This is a genomic window from Sphingopyxis sp. GW821-FHT12F08 (assembly GCF_058806755.1).
The window spans coordinates 174,620-191,910 of the sequence record NZ_JBXAQA010000006.1 but is presented as its reverse complement, the minus strand read 5'-3'; the positions used below and the strand labels follow the sequence as shown (position 1 = coordinate 191,910).

At 66.6% G+C, this 17,291-nt stretch carries 16 protein-coding genes; 13 read left to right on the top strand and 3 right to left on the bottom strand.

Features of this window, described 5'->3' with window-relative positions:
• The first annotated feature begins 63 nt into the window (after positions 1-63).
• From AC1RNQ_RS16940 to AC1RNQ_RS16915, 6 genes are all read left to right on the top strand, one after another.
• Positions 64-657 carry a DnaJ domain-containing protein gene (locus AC1RNQ_RS16940; RefSeq protein WP_493172940.1) on the top strand — a complete coding sequence of 198 codons (594 nt, stop codon included), beginning with the start codon at positions 64-66 and terminating at the stop codon, positions 655-657.
• 26 nt (positions 658-683) lie between these two features.
• Positions 684-1,121, top strand: a complete 438-nt coding sequence (locus tag AC1RNQ_RS16935) for a nuclear transport factor 2 family protein (protein ID WP_493172938.1) — start codon at positions 684-686, stop codon at positions 1,119-1,121.
• 250 nt (positions 1,122-1,371) lie between these two features.
• The gene (cobS, locus tag AC1RNQ_RS16930; protein WP_493172936.1) at positions 1,372-2,361 is read left to right on the top strand and encodes a cobaltochelatase subunit CobS; all 990 of its coding nucleotides are present in this window, start codon (positions 1,372-1,374) and stop codon (positions 2,359-2,361) included.
• A gap of 5 nt (positions 2,362-2,366) precedes the next feature.
• Positions 2,367-3,191 carry a hypothetical protein gene (locus tag AC1RNQ_RS16925; RefSeq protein ID WP_493172934.1) on the top strand — a complete coding sequence of 275 codons (825 nt, stop codon included), beginning with the start codon at positions 2,367-2,369 and terminating at the stop codon, positions 3,189-3,191.
• A 71-nt stretch (positions 3,192-3,262) separates the two neighbouring features.
• Entirely contained in the window at positions 3,263-5,182 is a 1,920-nt protein-coding gene (locus AC1RNQ_RS16920; protein WP_493172932.1) for an acyltransferase family protein, read from the top strand.
• 41 nt (positions 5,183-5,223) lie between these two features.
• A complete protein-coding gene (locus AC1RNQ_RS16915; protein ID WP_493172930.1) occupies positions 5,224-6,408 on the top strand; it encodes an alpha/beta hydrolase in 1,185 nt (394 codons plus the stop codon).
• An 88-nt stretch (positions 6,409-6,496) separates the two neighbouring features.
• On the opposite strand, the gene AC1RNQ_RS16910 is transcribed toward AC1RNQ_RS16915, so the two are convergent.
• Positions 6,497-6,631, bottom strand: coding sequence for a hypothetical protein (locus AC1RNQ_RS16910; RefSeq protein ID WP_493172929.1), 135 nt, complete (start codon positions 6,629-6,631; stop codon positions 6,497-6,499).
• Positions 6,628-7,824, bottom strand: a complete 1,197-nt coding sequence (locus AC1RNQ_RS16905; RefSeq protein ID WP_493172927.1) for an MFS transporter — start codon at positions 7,822-7,824, stop codon at positions 6,628-6,630. The genes AC1RNQ_RS16910 and AC1RNQ_RS16905 overlap by 4 nt, the downstream gene beginning before the upstream one ends.
• A gap of 154 nt (positions 7,825-7,978) precedes the next feature.
• Here AC1RNQ_RS16905 and cobT point away from each other — a divergent pair, with 154 nt between their 5' ends.
• Positions 7,979-9,802 (top strand): cobaltochelatase subunit CobT, encoded by a 1,824-nt coding sequence (cobT, locus tag AC1RNQ_RS16900; RefSeq protein WP_493172926.1) that lies wholly within the window; start codon positions 7,979-7,981, stop codon positions 9,800-9,802.
• Positions 9,803-10,054: 252 nt separating this feature from the next.
• Here the strand turns inward: cobT and AC1RNQ_RS16895 are convergent, their stop codons facing one another.
• A complete protein-coding gene (locus AC1RNQ_RS16895) occupies positions 10,055-10,498 on the bottom strand; it encodes a hypothetical protein (RefSeq protein ID WP_493172925.1) in 444 nt (147 codons plus the stop codon).
• Between the two features lie 120 nt (positions 10,499-10,618).
• On the opposite strand from AC1RNQ_RS16895, the gene AC1RNQ_RS16890 reads away from it, so the two are divergent.
• The 6 genes from AC1RNQ_RS16890 to AC1RNQ_RS16865 all read left to right on the top strand — a co-directional run bounded on the left by AC1RNQ_RS16890 (position 10,619) and on the right by AC1RNQ_RS16865 (position 17,230).
• On the top strand, positions 10,619-11,200 hold the full coding sequence (locus AC1RNQ_RS16890; RefSeq protein ID WP_493172924.1) for a hypothetical protein: 582 nt from the start codon (positions 10,619-10,621) through the stop codon (positions 11,198-11,200).
• Positions 11,200-11,739: a hypothetical protein gene (locus AC1RNQ_RS16885; RefSeq protein WP_493172922.1), complete on the top strand. Its 540-nt coding sequence runs from the start codon at positions 11,200-11,202 to the stop codon at positions 11,737-11,739. Before AC1RNQ_RS16890 ends, AC1RNQ_RS16885 begins: the two co-directional genes overlap by 1 nt.
• 180 nt (positions 11,740-11,919) lie before the next feature.
• Complete coding sequence (locus AC1RNQ_RS16880; protein ID WP_493172920.1) at positions 11,920-13,566, top strand: acetolactate synthase large subunit; 1,647 nt, start codon at positions 11,920-11,922, stop codon at positions 13,564-13,566.
• Positions 13,567-13,706: 140 nt separating this feature from the next.
• On the top strand, positions 13,707-15,140 hold the full coding sequence (locus AC1RNQ_RS16875; protein ID WP_493172918.1) for an aldehyde dehydrogenase family protein: 1,434 nt from the start codon (positions 13,707-13,709) through the stop codon (positions 15,138-15,140).
• A 150-nt stretch (positions 15,141-15,290) separates the two neighbouring features.
• Entirely contained in the window at positions 15,291-16,172 is an 882-nt protein-coding gene (locus AC1RNQ_RS16870) for a UDP-2,3-diacylglucosamine diphosphatase (RefSeq protein WP_493172916.1), read from the top strand.
• Entirely contained in the window at positions 16,169-17,230 is a 1,062-nt protein-coding gene (locus AC1RNQ_RS16865; RefSeq protein ID WP_493172915.1) for a glycosyltransferase family 4 protein, read from the top strand. The genes AC1RNQ_RS16870 and AC1RNQ_RS16865 overlap by 4 nt, the downstream gene beginning before the upstream one ends.
• Positions 17,231-17,291: the final 61 nt, after the last annotated feature.

Here is a 17,291-nt window from a genome sequence, read left to right as displayed (position 1 = left end):
GCGCTTCGTCGCCAAATTATAAGACCTCCCCAAGGTCAGTTTCCCATATCCCGAAGGTTCGTTTTGCCGTCCCCGACCCGCCCCACCCGATTCCATGGCCGCGTTCCGCGCGAAGAGTGCTGCGCCGCACCCGGCTGCCGCGAGGCGGGTGAGTTTCGCGCGCCGATTTCGTCCACCCGCTCGCCCGACGGGCCGCCGCAATATCGCTGGCTGTGCCTCGACCATGTGCGCGAATTCAACAGCGGCTATAATTATTTCGAGGGGATGAGCGCCGACCAGATCATGGCGGCGCAGACACCGACGGCCGGCTGGGAAACCGAAAGCCGCACCTTCCGCCCCGCAGGCAGCGCCGACCTGCCGCCGCGCTGGGCCGACTTCCGCGATCCGATCGACGCGCTCGGCGCGCGCTTCCGCCAGCGGATGGACGAGGCGCGGCGCGAGGCGGCCGACCCGCGCTTCTCGCGCGAGGAGCATCGCGCGCTGCAGGTGCTGGGGCTTGAAGGCGCGACCGACCGCTCGGCGCTCCGCCGCCGCTACAGCGAGCTGGTGCGCAAATATCACCCCGACCGCAACGGCGGCGACCGCAGCCATGAAGCGAGACTCGGCGAGGTTGTTGCGGCATATCAACTGCTGAGAAAGGCCAGGGCCTTCGCATAGGGGCCTTCGCAGACGGGAGAGCGGCGATGAGCGATTTGGACGAACGGCGCATCGCGGTGGTCCGCCGCCATATGGCGCTCGAGATCACCCACGACTGGGACGGCGTGATCGCGACCTTCGAGCGTCCGCGCTATGAACTGCTCGGTCCCGGCACCGTCTTCGACGGCGAGGCCGCGGTGCGTTCCTATTTCGCCGCGTCGCGCGAGCCCTTTCCCGATCAGGCCAATGAGGTCATCGCGATCGCCGCCGACGCCGCGACCGACACGGTGCTGGTCGAATTCTGGCTGACGGGCACCCACCTCGGCCCGCTGAAGCTCGGCCTGCGCACCATCGAGCCCACCGGCAGGGCCTTCCGCATCCGCATCGCGGCAAGCTTCCTCTTCGCGCCGGGCAGCGACAAGATCGTCTGTGAACGCCCCTATTACGACCAGTCGGCGGTGCTGCGCGCGCTCGATCTGTTCTGAAAAGGCGTTGCAAGGCGAAACCCTTGGCGATACCGCGCTAACGCAACTCCCCTCTCCCCTTGTGGGAGAGGGATGAGCAGACTTGGCGGCTTGCCGCCTCGTCGAAGCTGGGTGAGGGGTTGCGATCCGGAGGACCGCGCGGCGCATGCGCCGCTCACCCTCATCCAACTGCGCCTAGCCGCTTCGCGGCAAGGCTTCGTATCCTTCTCCCGTCAAGGGAGAAGGGAATAAGAGATTTGAAGGCAGTGTCATGACCGATATCCCCAACAGCCTCGCCGACCATCATGGTTCGACCCTGCTCGCCGCCCCGGATGTCGAGGTCAGCGCGCGCGAGATGTTCGGGGTCGATGTCGACATGATGGTTCCGGCGTTCAGCGAGGCCGACGCGCGCGTGCCCGACCTCGATCCGGCTTACGTCTTCGACGGCGACACCACCCTCGCGATCCTCGCGGGGTTCAAATACAACCGCCGCGTGATGGTCCAGGGCTATCACGGCACGGGCAAGTCGACGCATATCGAACAGGTCGCGGCGCGGCTGAAATGGCCGTGCATCCGCGTCAACCTCGACGCACATATCAGCCGCATCGACCTCGTCGGCCGCGACGCGATCGTGCTCAAGGACGGCCAGCAGGTCACCGAGTTCCGCGAAGGCCTGCTCCCCTGGGCGCTGCAGACCCCGACCGCGCTCGTCTTCGACGAATATGACGCGGGGCGCCCCGACGTGATGTTCGTGATCCAGCGCGTGCTCGAGACCGAGGGCAAGCTGACCCTGCTCGACCAGAACCGTGTGATCCGCCCGAACCCGCATTTCCGCCTCTTCTCGACCGCGAACACCGTCGGGCTCGGTGACACGAGCGGGCTTTATCATGGCACGCAGCAGATCAACCAGGGCCAGATGGATCGCTGGAACATCGTCGTGACGCTGAACTACCTGCCCGCCGCGACCGAAAGCGCGATCATCCTCGCCAAGGTGCCCGACACCGACGACACGACTGTGGCGAACATGGTCAAGGTCGCGGACCTGACGCGCCAGGGCTTCATCAACGGCGATATCTCGACCGTGATGTCGCCGCGTACCGTGATCAGCTGGGCGCAGAATGCCGCGATCTTCAACAATCTCGGCTTCGCGTTCCGCCTGTCGTTCCTCAACAAGTGCGACGAGGCCGAACGGATGATCGTCGCCGAATATTATCAGCGCGTGTTCGGCGAGGACCTGCCCGAAGGTATCGTGGGCAAATGAGGCCGATGCCGCGGGTCGCCGGACTATGCCTTTGCCTCGCGGCCGCCCATGGTCCGGCCATCGCTGCCGACAAGCCGAAGCTCGACGGCGAAACCCGGCGCTTCTATTTCCCCAATGCGGTCGAGCCGGGCGAAAAGACGGTCCGACCGGGCGACGAGATCGTTCGGCGCCCCGTCGTCTGGGCCTTTTCCGCCAAGTTGGACGCACCGGTCGAACTGCGGACAACCGCGGGCCAGGTAACGATCGACGGCGCCACGATCCTGCCCGTCGTCAAGATATCGGGGCTACCGGGCGAGAGCGGCGACGTGCTGGCCTATTGCACGGCGGCCCCACGTTTCAAGCCCAAGACCATGGGTTTCATGTTCGGCTCGCTGGGTGCCAAGGCAATCCGCTCGATGAGCGACGGGCGCAAATGCCTTTATGACAGGGACGGCGACGGCGCCGCCGAATTCGGCTTTCTGCTGAATGAAGGAAAGGCGGAAGACCGGGCGCCCCAGCGCATCGCGCCCGTACCGCTGAACATCGTGCAGGATCGCGAGATCGGCGCGGGCGATTATGTTGCGATCAGCTTGCGCCAGGCGTCACGGCCGTCCTTCAAGGTCGATGTCTTTGAAAATGGCCAGCATGTCTCGGTCGGCGCCCAGCGCATCGATTTGCCGAAGGACGCGACATTTCCTTCCGAGGCGGAGGTCTTCGGCGCCCGCTTCACCGTGCTCGCCCATGACAGGAAGAACGCGGCCGTGACGCTGAGCTGGTCGGGCGTCGACAAGGACGCCCGGATTCCGGTGCGCAGCGAGACGGTCTACATCTTCACCTATTCCGCTTACTGACAATCCGGCGTCGCCGATTTGAAACGACGTCTCGCCTCCCGGCCGCCTCGACCAGCCCCATCCCGCGCCCGATGACGGCAGAAAGCCCATCCGCCCCCCCGGCCTACCACCCCCATATCGACGGGCTGCGCGCGGTCGCGATCGCGCTGGTGCTGCTCTACCATTTCGATTTCGGCGCCGCGGCGCAGGGCTTCCTTGGCGTCGATATCTTCTTCGTCATCTCGGGCTATCTGATCGGCGGCATCGTCCGGACGGACCTGGCGAGCGGGCGCTTCGGCTTTCTCGATTTCTATCGGCGCCGCATCGCGCGGATCACGCCCGCGCTGCTGTTCGTTGCGGGGATATCGCTCGCTGCCGGCTATGCGCTGCTCATCCCGACCGACTTCGCGCGCTTCGCGCTCGAGGTGCGCGCGGCGGCGCTCAATATCGCCAACTGGCATTTCGAGCCGCAGGCCTCCTATTTCATGCGCGACCGGGTCGAGCGCTTTTTCCTCCACAGCTGGTCGCTGTCGGTCGAGGCGCAATTCTACCTCGTCTTCCCGCCGCTCGCGCTGCTGCTCCACCGCTTCGGCTGGTTCACCCGCCGCGCGGTCGCGCCGCTTCTGGTCGTGGGCCTCGTCGCCTATCTCACCGTCGGCCACCACGAGCCGCGCGCAGCCTTTTATTTCTCGTCGCTGCGCGCGTGGGAGTTTCTGGCGGGGGTACTGATCGCGGCCGGCCCGGTGGCGGCGCTGCCGACCCGCCGCGCCACAGCGCTCGCCGCGCTCGGCGCCGTAACGATGCTCACGGCCGCCTTCGCGCCGGCGCCCGGCTCCTTCGTGGTGAAGAGCCTGTGGCAGATACTATGCGTCGCGGGCACGGCGCTGCTCCTCCACGCCAATCTCGCGGCACCGACCAATCCCGCCGCGCGGCTGCTCGCGCTGCCGCCGGTGCGCGCGCTCGGACTGATCTCCTATTCGGTGTACCTCATTCACTGGCCGCTGCTGATGCTCGCCGAGAATTGGCATATCGTGTCGCTATCGCCGGCAGGCCGGTTGCTGGTGCTGCTCGCCACGCTGGTGCTGGCGGTGTTCAGCTGGTTCGCCGTCGAGCGGCCCGCGCGGCGCTGGGCGAACCGGTCGGGCACCCCCGCGATCCACGTCTATGGCGCCGCGCTGCTCGCCGCCGCGCTGATCGTCGGCGCCGCGAGCTGGATCGTCGCCAACAAGGGGATGCCCGGGCGCTTCTCGGCCGACGAGCGCGCTTTGCTCGCGGTGTTCAAGGATCGCACGCGCTGCACCCCCGCGTCGCGCAGCGCCGCCTTCGCGCCGCCGGGCGCCTGCCTCCTCGGCGATACGGCGGTGCGCCCCGACGTCGCGGTGTGGGGCGACAGCCACAGCCGAGAACTCGCGCACGCACTCGGCCACGAACTCGGTCCCGCGGGGCGTTCGCTCGCGCAGTTCACCTCGTCAGGCTGCCCGCCCTTCCTCGGCACCGCGATCCGCAACCAGCCCGATTGCCCGGCGGACAACGACCGCATCGCCGCACGCATCGCCGCGACCCCGTCGATCGAGACCGTGGTGCTCGTCGCCTATTACGGCCGCCACGCCTATCTGGGCGAAGCGCGCATTACCGCCGCGCTCGAACGCAGCGCCGCGCTGCTGCGCCGCGCGGGCAAGCGCGTGGTGATCATGGGCCCACTGCCCAAGCCGCCCTATGACGTGCCGAGCGGCCTCGCCCGCCGCGACCGCAATGGCCGTGCCGATCTGCCCATCGCCCAAAGCGAAGCCGTCTATCGCCGCGCCAGCGCCCCGATGCGTACCGCGCTCGCCCCGCTGACCGACGGTGACGGGATCGTCATCGCCGATCCCGGCGCCGCGATGTGCACGGATGGCAGCTGCCCCTATGCGGTTGGGGCGACACCGCTCTACATGGACGACAACCATCCCTCGGTCGCCGGTGCGGAGCGGATCGCGCGCCATATCCTGCCGCTGCTGGCGCCGCGCCGCTGACGCCGCTTCCTTCCGGCGCCAAAGCCGACTATCCCCGCCGCATGATCCCCGCCATCGCCCGCCGCCTTGCGCCGATCCTCGCGTGCATCCCGCTCGCGGGCTGCATCACGCCGGTCGATTATGGCAAGATCCGCCACGCCGACTATGTCGCCGATCCGCGCTGCACCGCAGCGGCGGGCGCCACGGTCGATGACGCCGCGCTGCCGCTCTTCTTCGCGACCAGCCGCCTGCCCGACTGCCGCACCGCCGACATCCGCCTGCTCGTCTATCGCGGCGACCGCGTCCGCTTGGGCCGCTTCGGCGTCCCCGCCGAGACCAGGGCCGGCGGCAAGACCGAATTGCGCACCCCCATGGCCTTTCAGGCGTCGGACGATTGGTGGCGCGCGCTGCAGGCCGAAACCGGCCGGCGGCAGGGGCGCGTCTTGCTCTATGTCCACGGCTATCGCGAGAGTTTCGAGACGACGACGAAGGACGCGGCGCAGATCGCGCGCATGACCGCCTTCGACGGGCCCGTGGTCGCGTACAGCTGGCCGTCGCAGCACGAGGTGCTGGGCTATGGCGTCGACGAAACCAACATGTACCACGACATCCGCAATTTCCGCGACTTCCTGCGCACGCTCGCCGAGCGCGAATGGGTGAAGGAGATCGTGATCGTCTCGCATTCGCTCGGCGCGCGGCTGGTCATTCCCGCGGTCGGCGCCGCCGACCGGCTCGCGCGGCGCGCCGAGCGCCGCGACAAGATTTCGAACATCATCCTCGCCTCGCCCGACATCGACCGCGAAACCTTCGAGCGCGACGTCGCCGAGGATGTGCTCGCCCCCGAACGCGTCGCCGAGGGGCGCCACATCACCGTCTATGTCTCGCACAAGGACAAGGCGCTCGCCGCTTCGCGCGTGCTCCACGGCTATCCGCGGCTCGGCTCGCCCTATTGCTTCGATCCCTTCGTCGCGGCTGAATTGAAGGCGAACGGAGAACCCGAACGCTGCTATGCCGCGCCCGCGCCGGGGCTCACCATCGTCGACACGACCGAGGTGTCGCGCGGCTCGACCGGGCACAGCAATTTCCTGCGCAGCGCGGTCGCCTGCCGCGATTTCGTCGATGCCGTCGCCGACAAAAAAAGCCGCCCCGAACGCATCGCGACCCCGCTGGCGCACGTCTTCCGCCTCGCCCCCGATCCCGCGGCGCCGAAGGAGATGGACGCCGCGATCTGCAAGCGCGATCCGTGATTCCTCGCCGTAGCCCTGAGTCTGTCGAAGGGCACTTCTCAGTGAAGCGCCCTTTGACGGGCTCAGGGCTACGGTTAAGACCGAAACGTCAGACGAAGCCGCACATCACCGCGAAATCGGTGAGCCAGACGACCGGCCCCTCGCCGGTCCACAGCCACAGCCCGCCGACCGCGACAGCGACGAAGAGCGCGAGCGCGACCCAGTCCTGCCGCTGGAGCCTCATGCGGGCGCGGCTCGTTTGAGCGGCGCGTCGGCGATCGGCAGATGGACGAGTCCCGCGAAGATCCCGAGCGCAATCGAAAAGCCCCAGGCGATATTATAGCTGCCCGTCGCGTCGAAGATCAGCCCTGCCATCCACGCACCGAAGAAACTGCCGAGCTGGTGGCTCAGGAACACGATGCCATAGAGCATCGAGAGGTAACGGATGCCGAAGATGCGCCCGACGATCCCGCTGGTCAGCGGCACGGTGCCGAGCCACAGGAAACCCATGGCTGCGGCGAAGACGAGTGCGCTTGCGTGGGTGAGCGGCAGGAAGAGGAACAGCACGATCACCGCCGAACGCGCGGTGTAGAGCGCCGAGAGCACATATTTCTGCCGCAGCATATCGCCCGCGCGGCCGAAGACATAGGACCCCAGAATGTTGAACAGCCCGACCAGGGCGAGCACCTGCGCCCCGATTTCGATCCCCAGCCCCTTGTCGTCGAGATAGGCGGGCAGGTGCGTCGCGATGAAGGCGAGATGGAAGCCGCAGACGAAGAAGCCCGCGTTAAGCAGCCAGTAGCCGCGGTGCACCGCGGCTTCGCGCAAAGCCTCGCGCGCGCTCTGCTCGGCCTCCTGCACCACGCTGGTGCTCCCGTCGGTGCGCCCCGCCACCCCGATCGCGAGCAGCCCGCACAGCGCGACCAGCCCCGCCATAATCCACAAAGTCTCGTGATAGCCGATATCGCGGAGAAGAATCGACGCCAGCGGCACGACGAGGAACTGCCCGAGCGATCCGCCCGCGGTGACGATGCCGAACGCCCCGCTGCGCTTCTCGGGTGGCACCACCCGCCCGACCGCGCCGAGCACGACGACGAAGGTCGTCGCCGACTGCGCCATGCCTATAAGCAAGCCGAAGCTGATATGCAGCCCGATCGCATCGGTCGCGAACGCCGCGCCGATCAGCCCGAGCGCGTAGAGCAGCGCCCCCGCCAGTACGACGCGCCCCGCGCCATGCTTGTCGGCCAGCGCGCCGACGAAGGGCTGGACGAGGCCGAACAGCAGGTTCTGCAAGGCCATGGCAAGGCCGAAGTCCGACCGGCTGATCCCGATATCGACGCTCATCTGCGGCAGGAACAGCCCGAACGACTGGCGCACGCCCATCGCCAGCGTGACGATGAAGGCGGCGCAGAGGATAACGATCCAGGGCTGTTTCATGGGGGAGTGCGTGGGGAAGCTCATGGGGTGCCGATGCCCCCCGCTTCCGTTTGCGTCAAGCGAGCTTAGCTATCCGCGCTTCTACTCTCTGTTGTGCGAAGTCGGCGCCCATCCCCTTCCCCCCCGCCGCAAAGCTGGTTAGAGCCGAGTCACCATGACCGCCTCCTCTCCCCTCGACGATTTCAAGGCCGCGCTGTCGAGCGTCGCGCGCGCCGTCACGCGCGATGCTGAGGTCGAGGTCGGCTTCACCGCCGACGCCCCCGCGCAGATCGGCAAGACGATCAAGGTCCCCACCCCGTCGCGCACGCTGCCCGCCGAGCAGGTCGCCGAGGCGCGCGGTTTCGCCGACGCCTATGCGCTGCGGATGAAACACCACAGCGAGAAATTGCACGCCGCCGCGCGCCCCGCCGAGCCGCTCGCCGCCGCGGCCTTCGACGCGATGGAGCGCGCGCGCATCGAGGCGCTCGGCGCGCGCCATATGGACGGGATGCGCAGCAATCTGTCGGCCAGCCTCGCGATGCGGATGCGCAGCGACCCGATCGCGCGCGCGCAGAGCCGCGACGATGTGCCCGTCTCCTCGGCGCTCGAACTGATGCTGCGCGAGGCGCTCACCGGCGAGGCACCGCCGCCGGGGACCGAGACCGGCCTCGGCCTGATCAGCGACTGGATCGCGCGCCAGGCCGGCGGCGACATCGAGGCGTTGGCGATGCAGATCGACGATCAGGTCGCCTTTGCTGAGACCGCCAAGCTCGCGCTCCGCCACCTCGACCTCATCTATGGCGACGAGCCGATGGACGATGGCGCCGAAGACAGCGGCGAGGAGGACGAGAGCGAGGCCGAGGAGTCGCAGGACGAACAGGAAAGCGAGGACGGCGGCAGCGGCGAGAGCCAGGTCGACGCGCGCGCCGAGACCGCGGGCGACCAGGCCGACGACGGCGACAGCGATCCCGACGCGCAGGAAATGGAGGCCGACGGCGAGCCCGAAATGGGCGGCGAAGGCGACGAGGGCATGCTGCCCGTGCGTCCCAACCGCCTGCCAACCGACGTCCCCGACTTCAACTATCTGCGCTTCACCGAGAAACATGACGAGATCGTCGCCGCGACCGAGCTGTGCGATGCCGACGAGCTGACGCGTCTGCGCGCCTATCTCGACCAGCAGATGCAGCATCTGCAGGGCGCGGTGACCAAGCTCGCCAACCGCCTCCAGCGCCGCTTGATGGCGCAGCAGAACCGCGCCTGGGATTTCGACCAGGAGGAAGGCCAGCTCGACGCCGCGCGCCTCGCGCGCGTCATCGTCTCGCCCGGCCAATCGCTGTCCTACAAGATCGAGCGCGACACCGACTTCCGCGACACCGTCGTCACGCTGCTGATCGACAATTCGGGCTCGATGCGCGGGCGCCCGATCAGCATCGCCGCGATCAGCGCCGACATCCTCGCGCGCACGCTCGAACGTTGCGGCGTGAAGACCGAGATCCTCGGCTTCACGACGCGGACGTGGAAGGGCGGGCAAAGCCGCGAGGACTGGCTCGCCGCCGGCCGCCCTGCGCATCCCGGACGCCTCAACGACCTCCGCCACATCATCTACAAGCCCGCCGACGAGCCCTATCGCCGCGCGCGCAAGTCGCTGGGGCTGATGATGCGCGAGGGGCTGCTCAAGGAAAATATCGACGGCGAGGCGCTGATCTGGGCGCATAGCCGCATCGTGAACCGCCCCGAGGAACGCCGCATCCTGATGGTGATTTCGGACGGCGCGCCGGTCGACGACAGCACACTGTCGGTGAACCATGGCGCCTATCTTGACCAGCACCTGCGCCAGGTGATCGAATGGATCGAGAACCGCTCGCCGGTCGAGCTTTGCGCGATCGGCATCGGCCATGACGTGACGCGCTATTACAGCCGCGCGGTGACGATCATGGATGCCGAACAGCTGGGCGGCACGATGGTCGAGCAGTTGGCCGGGCTGTTCGACATAGATTGAGCGGCGGCGGGGTTCGGGCCAAACTATAGCTCGTCATCTTGAACTTGTTTCAGGATCCATGGTCTGCCGCTTCCTTCGACGCAGCGCCGGACGAGAGCTCAGGCCATGGATGCTGAAACGAGTTCAGCATGACGAGATTTGAAGGGCAGCTCCCCACCCCAAAGCCGACATCACGCTCCACAACAAAAAAGGGAGCGGCAAGCGCCGCTCCCTTCTCATCTCATCCTCACCGCCAATAGCGCGGCGACCGGTTCACATCTTCTTGCCGGCCCACGCCTCGGGATCGAAGCCCTCGAGCGTATCGCCCTTCGTGCCCGCGGCGATCTCGGCCTCGGTCAGGAATTTGATCGCCACGCCGCCGGCCTTGGTGCTGCCCCAGCTCATCGCGGTCATGTGGCTGTCGCCATATTTCGCACCGATGACCGCGTCGGCGCCCAGCTTTTCGCCGCGCTCCCACAGTTCGTTGTAGATCTTCTGCTGCGACGGTTCCTTGCTGAAGATCGTCGCCTTGCGCACGCCCGCGGTGACGACGCCGACGATCTTGTACGGCTTGTCGGTGATGTCGTGCGGGAAGACGGGCACGCCCATCTCCTCGTTCACCATCACATAGGTAGCGTCCTTTTTCTTCGCCATGACCGGCGTCGAAACCAGCATGGCGGCGACTGCGACGCCCGCGAGAATCTTGATAGACTTCATTTTCTGCTCCCCCTGAGTGGTCCGTCTAGTTCGCGCTCCGGCCGCACGACGTCAACCCGATTCTCTCTTCAATTCATCGGATATTGGGCGTAGATATTTGCTTGGGTTGCAGGGGGATTTATGCTTTCGATACATATCGCTGCCGCAGCCGCCTTGCTGGCGGCGACCGCGCAGGACACACCGGTCGCCGAGCCGGCTCCGGCGGCGGAAAATGCCGCGCCGATCATGGCCGAAGCGCTTCCCCCGCCCCCGGTGGCGGCGCCCGCGGAGCTAATGCTGCGGCGCGACACGCCGATCCATTTCATGGTGGTGTCCGAGGTGACGACAAAGACGCACCAGGCGGGTCACCGCTTCAAGCTGCGCGTCGACAAGCCGGTGTCGGTCGATGGCGTCATGATCATCCCCATCGGCGCGACCGGCTGGGGCGAAGTCCTGGAGGCCGAGAAGAGCGGCAATGCCGGCAAGTCGGGCAAGCTTTCGGCAAAATTGCTCTATGTTGACATCGGCGGCGTGCAGGTGCCGATCAGCGGTTCGAACGACGCCAAGGGCGCGAGCGGCTCGGGCGAGATGGCGCTGGGCATCCTCGCGCTCGGCCCGCTGGGCCTGTTTGCCAAGGGCAATAATGCGAAGATCAAGGCGGGCGAGCTGATGACCGGGTTCGTCGAGCAAGACACCGCTCTGCCGCGGCCCGCGGGCCTTTGATGCGCCTGACGCGCCGCGCCGCCTTGGGCCTTGCCGCCGGCCTCGCGCTGGCCACGCCTGCGATCGCCCAGGACGCCATCGTGGCGACCCCGATCGCGCCGTCGTCCGAAACGCGCATCCTCGTTCCCGCGGGTACCGTGATCGACCTCGTCACGACCAACGCGATTTCGAGCAAGAAGAATGTGAAGGGCGACCTCCTGCATCTGAAGGTCGCCGCGCCGCTGCTCATGGACGGCGTCACCGCGGTCGAGGCCGGTACCGTGGTCGTCGCGCAGCTTTCCGACGCCCGCGAACGCGGCGCCTTCGGCAAGTCCGGCAAACTCGATATAAGGTTGCTCTACGCCGAGCTGCCCGGCGGCAGCCTGCGCGTCAGCGGCTCATTGGAAGCGCGCGGCAAGAAGGATGGGGGCGACGGCGTCGCCACCGCGGCCGCCTTTCTGTTCCTGCCCTTCATCGCGACCGGGCGCAGCGCCGAAATCCCCGCCGGATCCGAAGTCACCGGCCGCCTCGACCGCGATTTGTGGATCGACAGGCCCTGATCGCGCGGCGTCGCCCGCGCTAGGGTGACAACCCCTTATCCCCTCGTTACAACCGCTTCCAACGCAGCAGGGACTCGCGGCCTTACGACGAGCGCCGCTGCGCCAGACATTGTGCTGAGGGTCGCCGGCACGGGCTAAGGGCCGCACCGGTGGGTGCGGAGCTGAGGGGGCGACTGTCACATGAAAAAAGCATCCGACCTGTTCATCGAATGCCTCGAGGAAGAGGGCGTCGAGTATATTTTCGGCGTTCCCGGCGAGGAGAATCTCGACTTTCTCGACAGCCTGTCGCGGTCGACCAAGATCAAGCTGATCCTGACCCGCCACGAACAGGGCGCGGGCTTCATGGCGGCGACCTATGGCCGCCACACCGGCAAGACAGGGGTGTGCCTCGCGACATTGGGGCCGGGCGCGACCAACTTCGTCACCGCCGCCGCCTATGCGCAATTGGGCGGCATGCCGATGATGATGATCACCGGCCAGAAACCGATTAAGAAATCGAAGCAGGGTCGCTTCCAGATCCTCGACGTCGTCGCGATGATGGGGCCGATCACCAAATTCACGCATCAGATGGCGTCGTCGGACAATATCCCGAGCCGCGTCCGCGAAGCCTTCCGCCTCGCCGAGGAGGAAAAGCCCGGCGCCGTGCATATCGAGCTGCCCGAGGATATCGCCGACGAGCATACCGACAGCCTGCCCCTGAAGCGCAGCCACGCGCGCCGCCCGACCGCCGACGTCAAATCGATCCGCGAAGCGGTGAAGGCGCTCGAGGAAGCGACCTCGCCCGTGCTCGTCATCGGCGCCGGTGCCAACCGCACGATGACCAGCCGCATGCTGCTGCAGTTCATCGAAAAGACCGGCATTCCCTTCCTCACGACGCAGCTCGGCAAGGGCGTGATCGACGAGCGCCACCCGAAATTCCTCGGCTGCGCCGCTTTGTCCGCGGGCGACTTCGTCCACCGCGCGGTCGAGGCGTCGGACTGCATCGTCAACCTCGGCCACGACGTGATCGAAAAGCCGCCCTTCTTCATGAAAGCGGGCGGCCCGACCGTCATCCACGTCTCGACCAAGACCGCCGAGGTCGATCCGGTCTATTTTCCCGATATCGAGGTGATCGGCGACATCGCCAATGCGGTGTGGCAGATCAAGGAAGACATCGTCCCCAACGGCGGCTGGAAATTCGACCATCTCCTCGCCTATCGCAAGGGCGAGGTCGACCATACCGCGCCGCTCGCCAGGGACGAGCGCTTCCCGATCTTCCCGCCGCACCTCGTCCAGTCGGTGCGCGATGCGATGCCCGACGACGGGATCATCTGCCTCGACAATGGCGTGTACAAGATCTGGTTCGCGCGCGGTTACACCGCCTATCGCCCGAACACCGTGCTGCTCGACAATGCGCTCGCGACGATGGGCGCGGGGCTGCCGTCGGCGATGATGTCGGCGATGGTCTATCCGGGGCGCAAGGTCATGGCGATCTGCGGCGACGGCGGCTTCATGATGAACAGCCAGGAGATGGAGACCGCGGTCCGCCTGGGGCTCAACATCACCGTGCTGATCCTCAACGACAACAGCTATGGCATGATCCGCTGGAAACAGGCGAACATGGGCTTCAAGGATTGGGGGCTGACCTATGGCAACCCCGATTTCGTCAAATATGCCGAAAGCTATGGCGCGCATGGGCATCGCGTCGAAAGCGCCGCGCATTTGAAGGAACTGCTGGCGCATACGCTGAGCACGCCGGGGGTGCATCTGATCGACTGCCCGGTCGACTATTCGGAGAATGACCAGATCCTGAACATCGACATCAAGAAGCTGTCGAAGGAGCTTTGATTTCCGCTCCCCTCCCGCAAGCGGGAGGGGCAGCGAGACTTGCGAGCCTGCTCGCTAGTCGCAGCGGGGTGGGCCTTCCAGCCCACCCGTTTCATGCCCACCCCCAACCCCTCCCGCCTGCGGGAGGGGGGAGAAGCTGAATGAAACTCAAAGACGTCTACCCGCTCTACCTCAACAACAAGGCGGCGCAGCCGAACACCGATCTCGAGGTGATCGACAAATATACCGGCGAGGTCGCTTTCCGCACCGCGCTCGCGACCCCCGACGTCATCGACGCGGCCATCGCGGGGGCCGTGCGCGCGGCCGAACCGATGGCGCGGCTCGCGAGCTATGAGAAGCAGGACGTCCTCAACCACTGCGTCATGCGCTTCAAGGAACGCTTCGACGAACTCGCCTATGCGCTCTGCGTCGAGGCGGGCAAGCCGATCGCCGATGCCGAGGGCGAGGTCGGACGGCTGATCGACACCTTCCGCATCGCCGCCGAGGAGGCCGTGCGCAACTATGGCGAAATCCAGCCGCTCGACATTTCGGCGCGCGCCAAGGGCTATATGGGGATGTGGAAGCGCGTGCCGATCGGCCCGTGCAGCTTCATATCGCCGTTCAATTTCCCGCTGAACCTCGCCGCGCACAAGATCGCGCCGGCGATCGCGATCGGCTGCCCCTTCGTGATGAAACCCGCGTCGATGACGCCGCTCGGCGCGATCATCATGGGCGAGGTGCTCGCCGAATGCGATATCCTGCCCGAGGGCGCGTTCAGCATCCTGCCCGCCGCGCGTGCGGGCAGCGACCTGTTCACCACTGACCCACGGCTGAAACTGCTGAGCTTCACCGGCTCACCCGGCGTCGGCTGGGACCTCAAGGCCAAGGCGGGCAAGAAGAAGGTCGTGCTCGAACTCGGCGGCAATGCCGCGGTGGTCGTCGACAAGGACGCCGACCTCGACCATGCGCTCGCGCGGATCATCTTCGGCGGCTATTACCAGTCGGGGCAGAGCTGCATCCACGTCCAGCGCGTGATCATCCACGCCGATATCTACGACCAGTTCCGCGATAGGCTCGCCGCGAAGGTCAAGACGTTGAAATCGGGCGATCCGAAGCTGCGCGATACCTTTATCGGCCCGATGATCTCGGTCAAGGAAGCGACGCGCCTGAAAGGCTGGATCGACGCCGCGGTCGCCGCGGGTGCGACCCTGCTCGCGGGCGGCGGCTGCGAGGGCAACATGCTCGAGGCCGCGCTTCTCGAAAATGTCCCCGCCGACGCCGATGTCGTGGTCGAGGAAGCCTTCGGCCCCGTCGTCGTGCTTAGCAAATTCACCGACTGGGAGGCCGCGCTGGCCGAGGTCAACGACAGCAAGTTCGGCCTCCAGGCGGGTCTCTTCACGCGCGACCTGCACAAGGTGCTGGAAGCGTGGGACCATCTCGACGTCGGCGGCATCGTCGTCAACGACGTGTCGAGCTACCGCGTCGACAACATGCCCTATGGTGGGGTGAAGGATTCGGGGCTCGGCCGCGAGGGCGTGCGCTTTGCCATTGAAGACATGAGCGAAATTCGCAACTTGGTGATCCGGCGAACCTGATTGGATCATGGTTAAAGCCACATGTGTCAAATGGGCAACGTCACCGAACCGCCGCAAAACTTTCTCCGAACTGTCGCGGCTTTGATTCGCACCGTGTAACAAAACTCCTGTCTAGGCCGGGGGCAGCACAGGCTGCCTCCGGAGCGACACATGGCATCGATTTCCACCCTGCCGATCCCCGCGCGTTTCCCCGATCCCTTCACCACCGATCCGCATATTCCCGAGCGGGTGATCGGCGAGCGCCGCAATTATCGCAGCGTCTGGGTCAGCGACATCCACCTCGGCACGCGCGGTTGCAACGCGCCGCTGCTGATCGACTTCTTCGACCATGTCGATTGCGAGACGCTCTACCTCGTCGGCGACATCATCGACGGCTGGCGGCTCAAGAAACGCCATTTCTGGCCGCCAGAGCATAATGACGTCGTGTGGCGCGTGCTGAAGCGCGCGAAGCGCGGCACGCGCGTCGTCTATGTCCCCGGCAATCATGACGAGATGATCAAGCCCTTCGACGGCTTCGATTTCGGCGGGGTCGAAATCCGACGCGAGGCGATCCACGAGACCGCCGACGGGCGCAAATTGCTCGTCGTGCACGGCGACGATTTCGACGCGGTGATGCTCGCGCACCGCTGGCTCGCCTTCGTCGGCGACGCCGCCTACACCGCGCTGATGAAGTGCAATGTCGCGGTCAACTGGGTGCGCAACAAGCTCGGCCTGCCCTATTGGTCGCTGTCGATGGTCGCCAAGCACAAGGTCAAGAACGCGGTCCAGTTCATCGGCCGCTACGAGGAGGTCGTCGCGCACGCCGCGCGCTCGCGCGGGGTCGATGGCGTGGTGTGCGGGCATATCCACAGCGCCGAGATGCGCGAGATCGACGGCGTCTCCTATTACAACGACGGCGACTGGGTCGAGGGCTGCACCGCGCTGGTCGAGCATCACGACGGCACGATGGAGATCCTCCACTGGGCCGAAGAGGTCGCCAACCGCATCGCGCCGACCCCGCTCGAACTGCCCGCGCCGGCGCGCGCCGCATGAGGATATTGATCGTCAGCGACGCGTGGGAGCCGCAGGTCAACGGCGTCGTGCGCACGCTGCAGGCGACGATCGGCGAGCTTCGCAAGGCGGGGCACGAGGTCGGGGTGATCTCGCCCGACCTCTTCCGCTCGCTCCCCTGTCCCTCCTATCCCGAAATCCGCCTCGCGCTCGCGGGCTGGCGCAAGGTCGGGCGACATATCCGCGCCTTCGCGCCGCAGGCAATTCATATCTCGACCGAGGGACCGCTCGGCATGGCGGCGCGGCGCTGGTGCATCCGCAACCAATTTCCGTTCACCACGGCCTATCACACGCGCTTTCCCGAGTATGTCGCGGCGCGGCTGCCGCTGTCGCCCGCCTTCGTGTGGCGCTTCATCCGCTGGTTCCACTGCCCGGCGCGCCACATCATGGTCGCGACGCGCAGTCTGGCGCGCGAACTCGCCGAGCAGGGGCTGACGCAGACGATGATGTGGGAACGCGGGGTCGATCACGAGCTTTTCCATCCCGACCGCGCGGCGCACCCCGCCTTTGCCTGCCTCAAGCGCCCGATCCAGCTCTATGTCGGCCGCGTCGCGGTCGAGAAGAATATCGAGTCCTTCCTCGACACGCGCCACCCGGGCACCAAGGTCGTCGTCGGCGACGGCCCCGCGCTCGCCGAGCTCGAGGCGCGCTACCCCGACACAATCTTCCTCGGCAAACAGACGGGCGCAGCGCTCGCCTCGACTTACGCCGGCGCCGATGTCTTCGTCTTTCCCAGCCGGACCGATACCTTCGGCCTCGTGATCATCGAGGCGCTGAGCGCGGGAACCCCGGTCGCCGCCTATCCGGTGCCCGGCCCCGGCGACATCGTCCGCGACGGCGCGGGGGCGCTCGACGAGAATCTCGACGCCGCGATCGCCGCGGCGCTGACCTGCGACCGCAACGCGGCGGCCGCGCTCGGCGCGCGCTACAATTGGGCGGGCTGTACCGCGCAATTCGCCAAGGCGCTGACCTTCGTGCCGGTCGACAACATAAGCCCCTCCCCTTCAGGGGAGGGGTTGGGGTGGGGCCTGTCGGCGTAGCGCAAGGGCTGCGAAACCCCACCCGCTGCGACTAGGAAACAAGTTCCCAAGTCTCGCTGCC

Excerpts from the sequence above, each read along its gene's own strand:
- AC1RNQ_RS16865 (WP_493172915.1), top strand. The coding sequence starts at position 16,169 with ATGAGGATATTGATCGTCAGCGACGCGTGGGAGCCGCAGGTCAACGGC.
- AC1RNQ_RS16915 (WP_493172930.1), top strand. The coding sequence starts at position 5,224 with ATGATCCCCGCCATCGCCCGCCGCCTTGCGCCGATCCTCGCGTGCATC.
- cobT (WP_493172926.1), top strand. The coding sequence starts at position 7,979 with ATGACCGCCTCCTCTCCCCTCGACGATTTCAAGGCCGCGCTGTCGAGC.
- AC1RNQ_RS16920 (WP_493172932.1), top strand. The coding sequence starts at position 3,263 with ATGACGGCAGAAAGCCCATCCGCCCCCCCGGCCTACCACCCCCATATC.
- AC1RNQ_RS16875 (WP_493172918.1), top strand. The coding sequence starts at position 13,707 with ATGAAACTCAAAGACGTCTACCCGCTCTACCTCAACAACAAGGCGGCG.
- AC1RNQ_RS16910 (WP_493172929.1), bottom strand. The coding sequence starts at position 6,631 with ATGAGGCTCCAGCGGCAGGACTGGGTCGCGCTCGCGCTCTTCGTCGCT.
- AC1RNQ_RS16935 (WP_493172938.1), top strand. The coding sequence starts at position 684 with ATGAGCGATTTGGACGAACGGCGCATCGCGGTGGTCCGCCGCCATATG.
- AC1RNQ_RS16870 (WP_493172916.1), top strand. The coding sequence starts at position 15,291 with ATGGCATCGATTTCCACCCTGCCGATCCCCGCGCGTTTCCCCGATCCC.
- AC1RNQ_RS16925 (WP_493172934.1), top strand. The coding sequence starts at position 2,367 with ATGCCGCGGGTCGCCGGACTATGCCTTTGCCTCGCGGCCGCCCATGGT.
- AC1RNQ_RS16895 (WP_493172925.1), bottom strand. The coding sequence starts at position 10,498 with ATGAAGTCTATCAAGATTCTCGCGGGCGTCGCAGTCGCCGCCATGCTG.
- AC1RNQ_RS16890 (WP_493172924.1), top strand. The coding sequence starts at position 10,619 with ATGCTTTCGATACATATCGCTGCCGCAGCCGCCTTGCTGGCGGCGACC.
- AC1RNQ_RS16885 (WP_493172922.1), top strand. The coding sequence starts at position 11,200 with ATGCGCCTGACGCGCCGCGCCGCCTTGGGCCTTGCCGCCGGCCTCGCG.
- cobS (WP_493172936.1), top strand. The coding sequence starts at position 1,372 with ATGACCGATATCCCCAACAGCCTCGCCGACCATCATGGTTCGACCCTG.
- AC1RNQ_RS16905 (WP_493172927.1), bottom strand. The coding sequence starts at position 7,824 with ATGAAACAGCCCTGGATCGTTATCCTCTGCGCCGCCTTCATCGTCACG.
- AC1RNQ_RS16880 (WP_493172920.1), top strand. The coding sequence starts at position 11,920 with ATGAAAAAAGCATCCGACCTGTTCATCGAATGCCTCGAGGAAGAGGGC.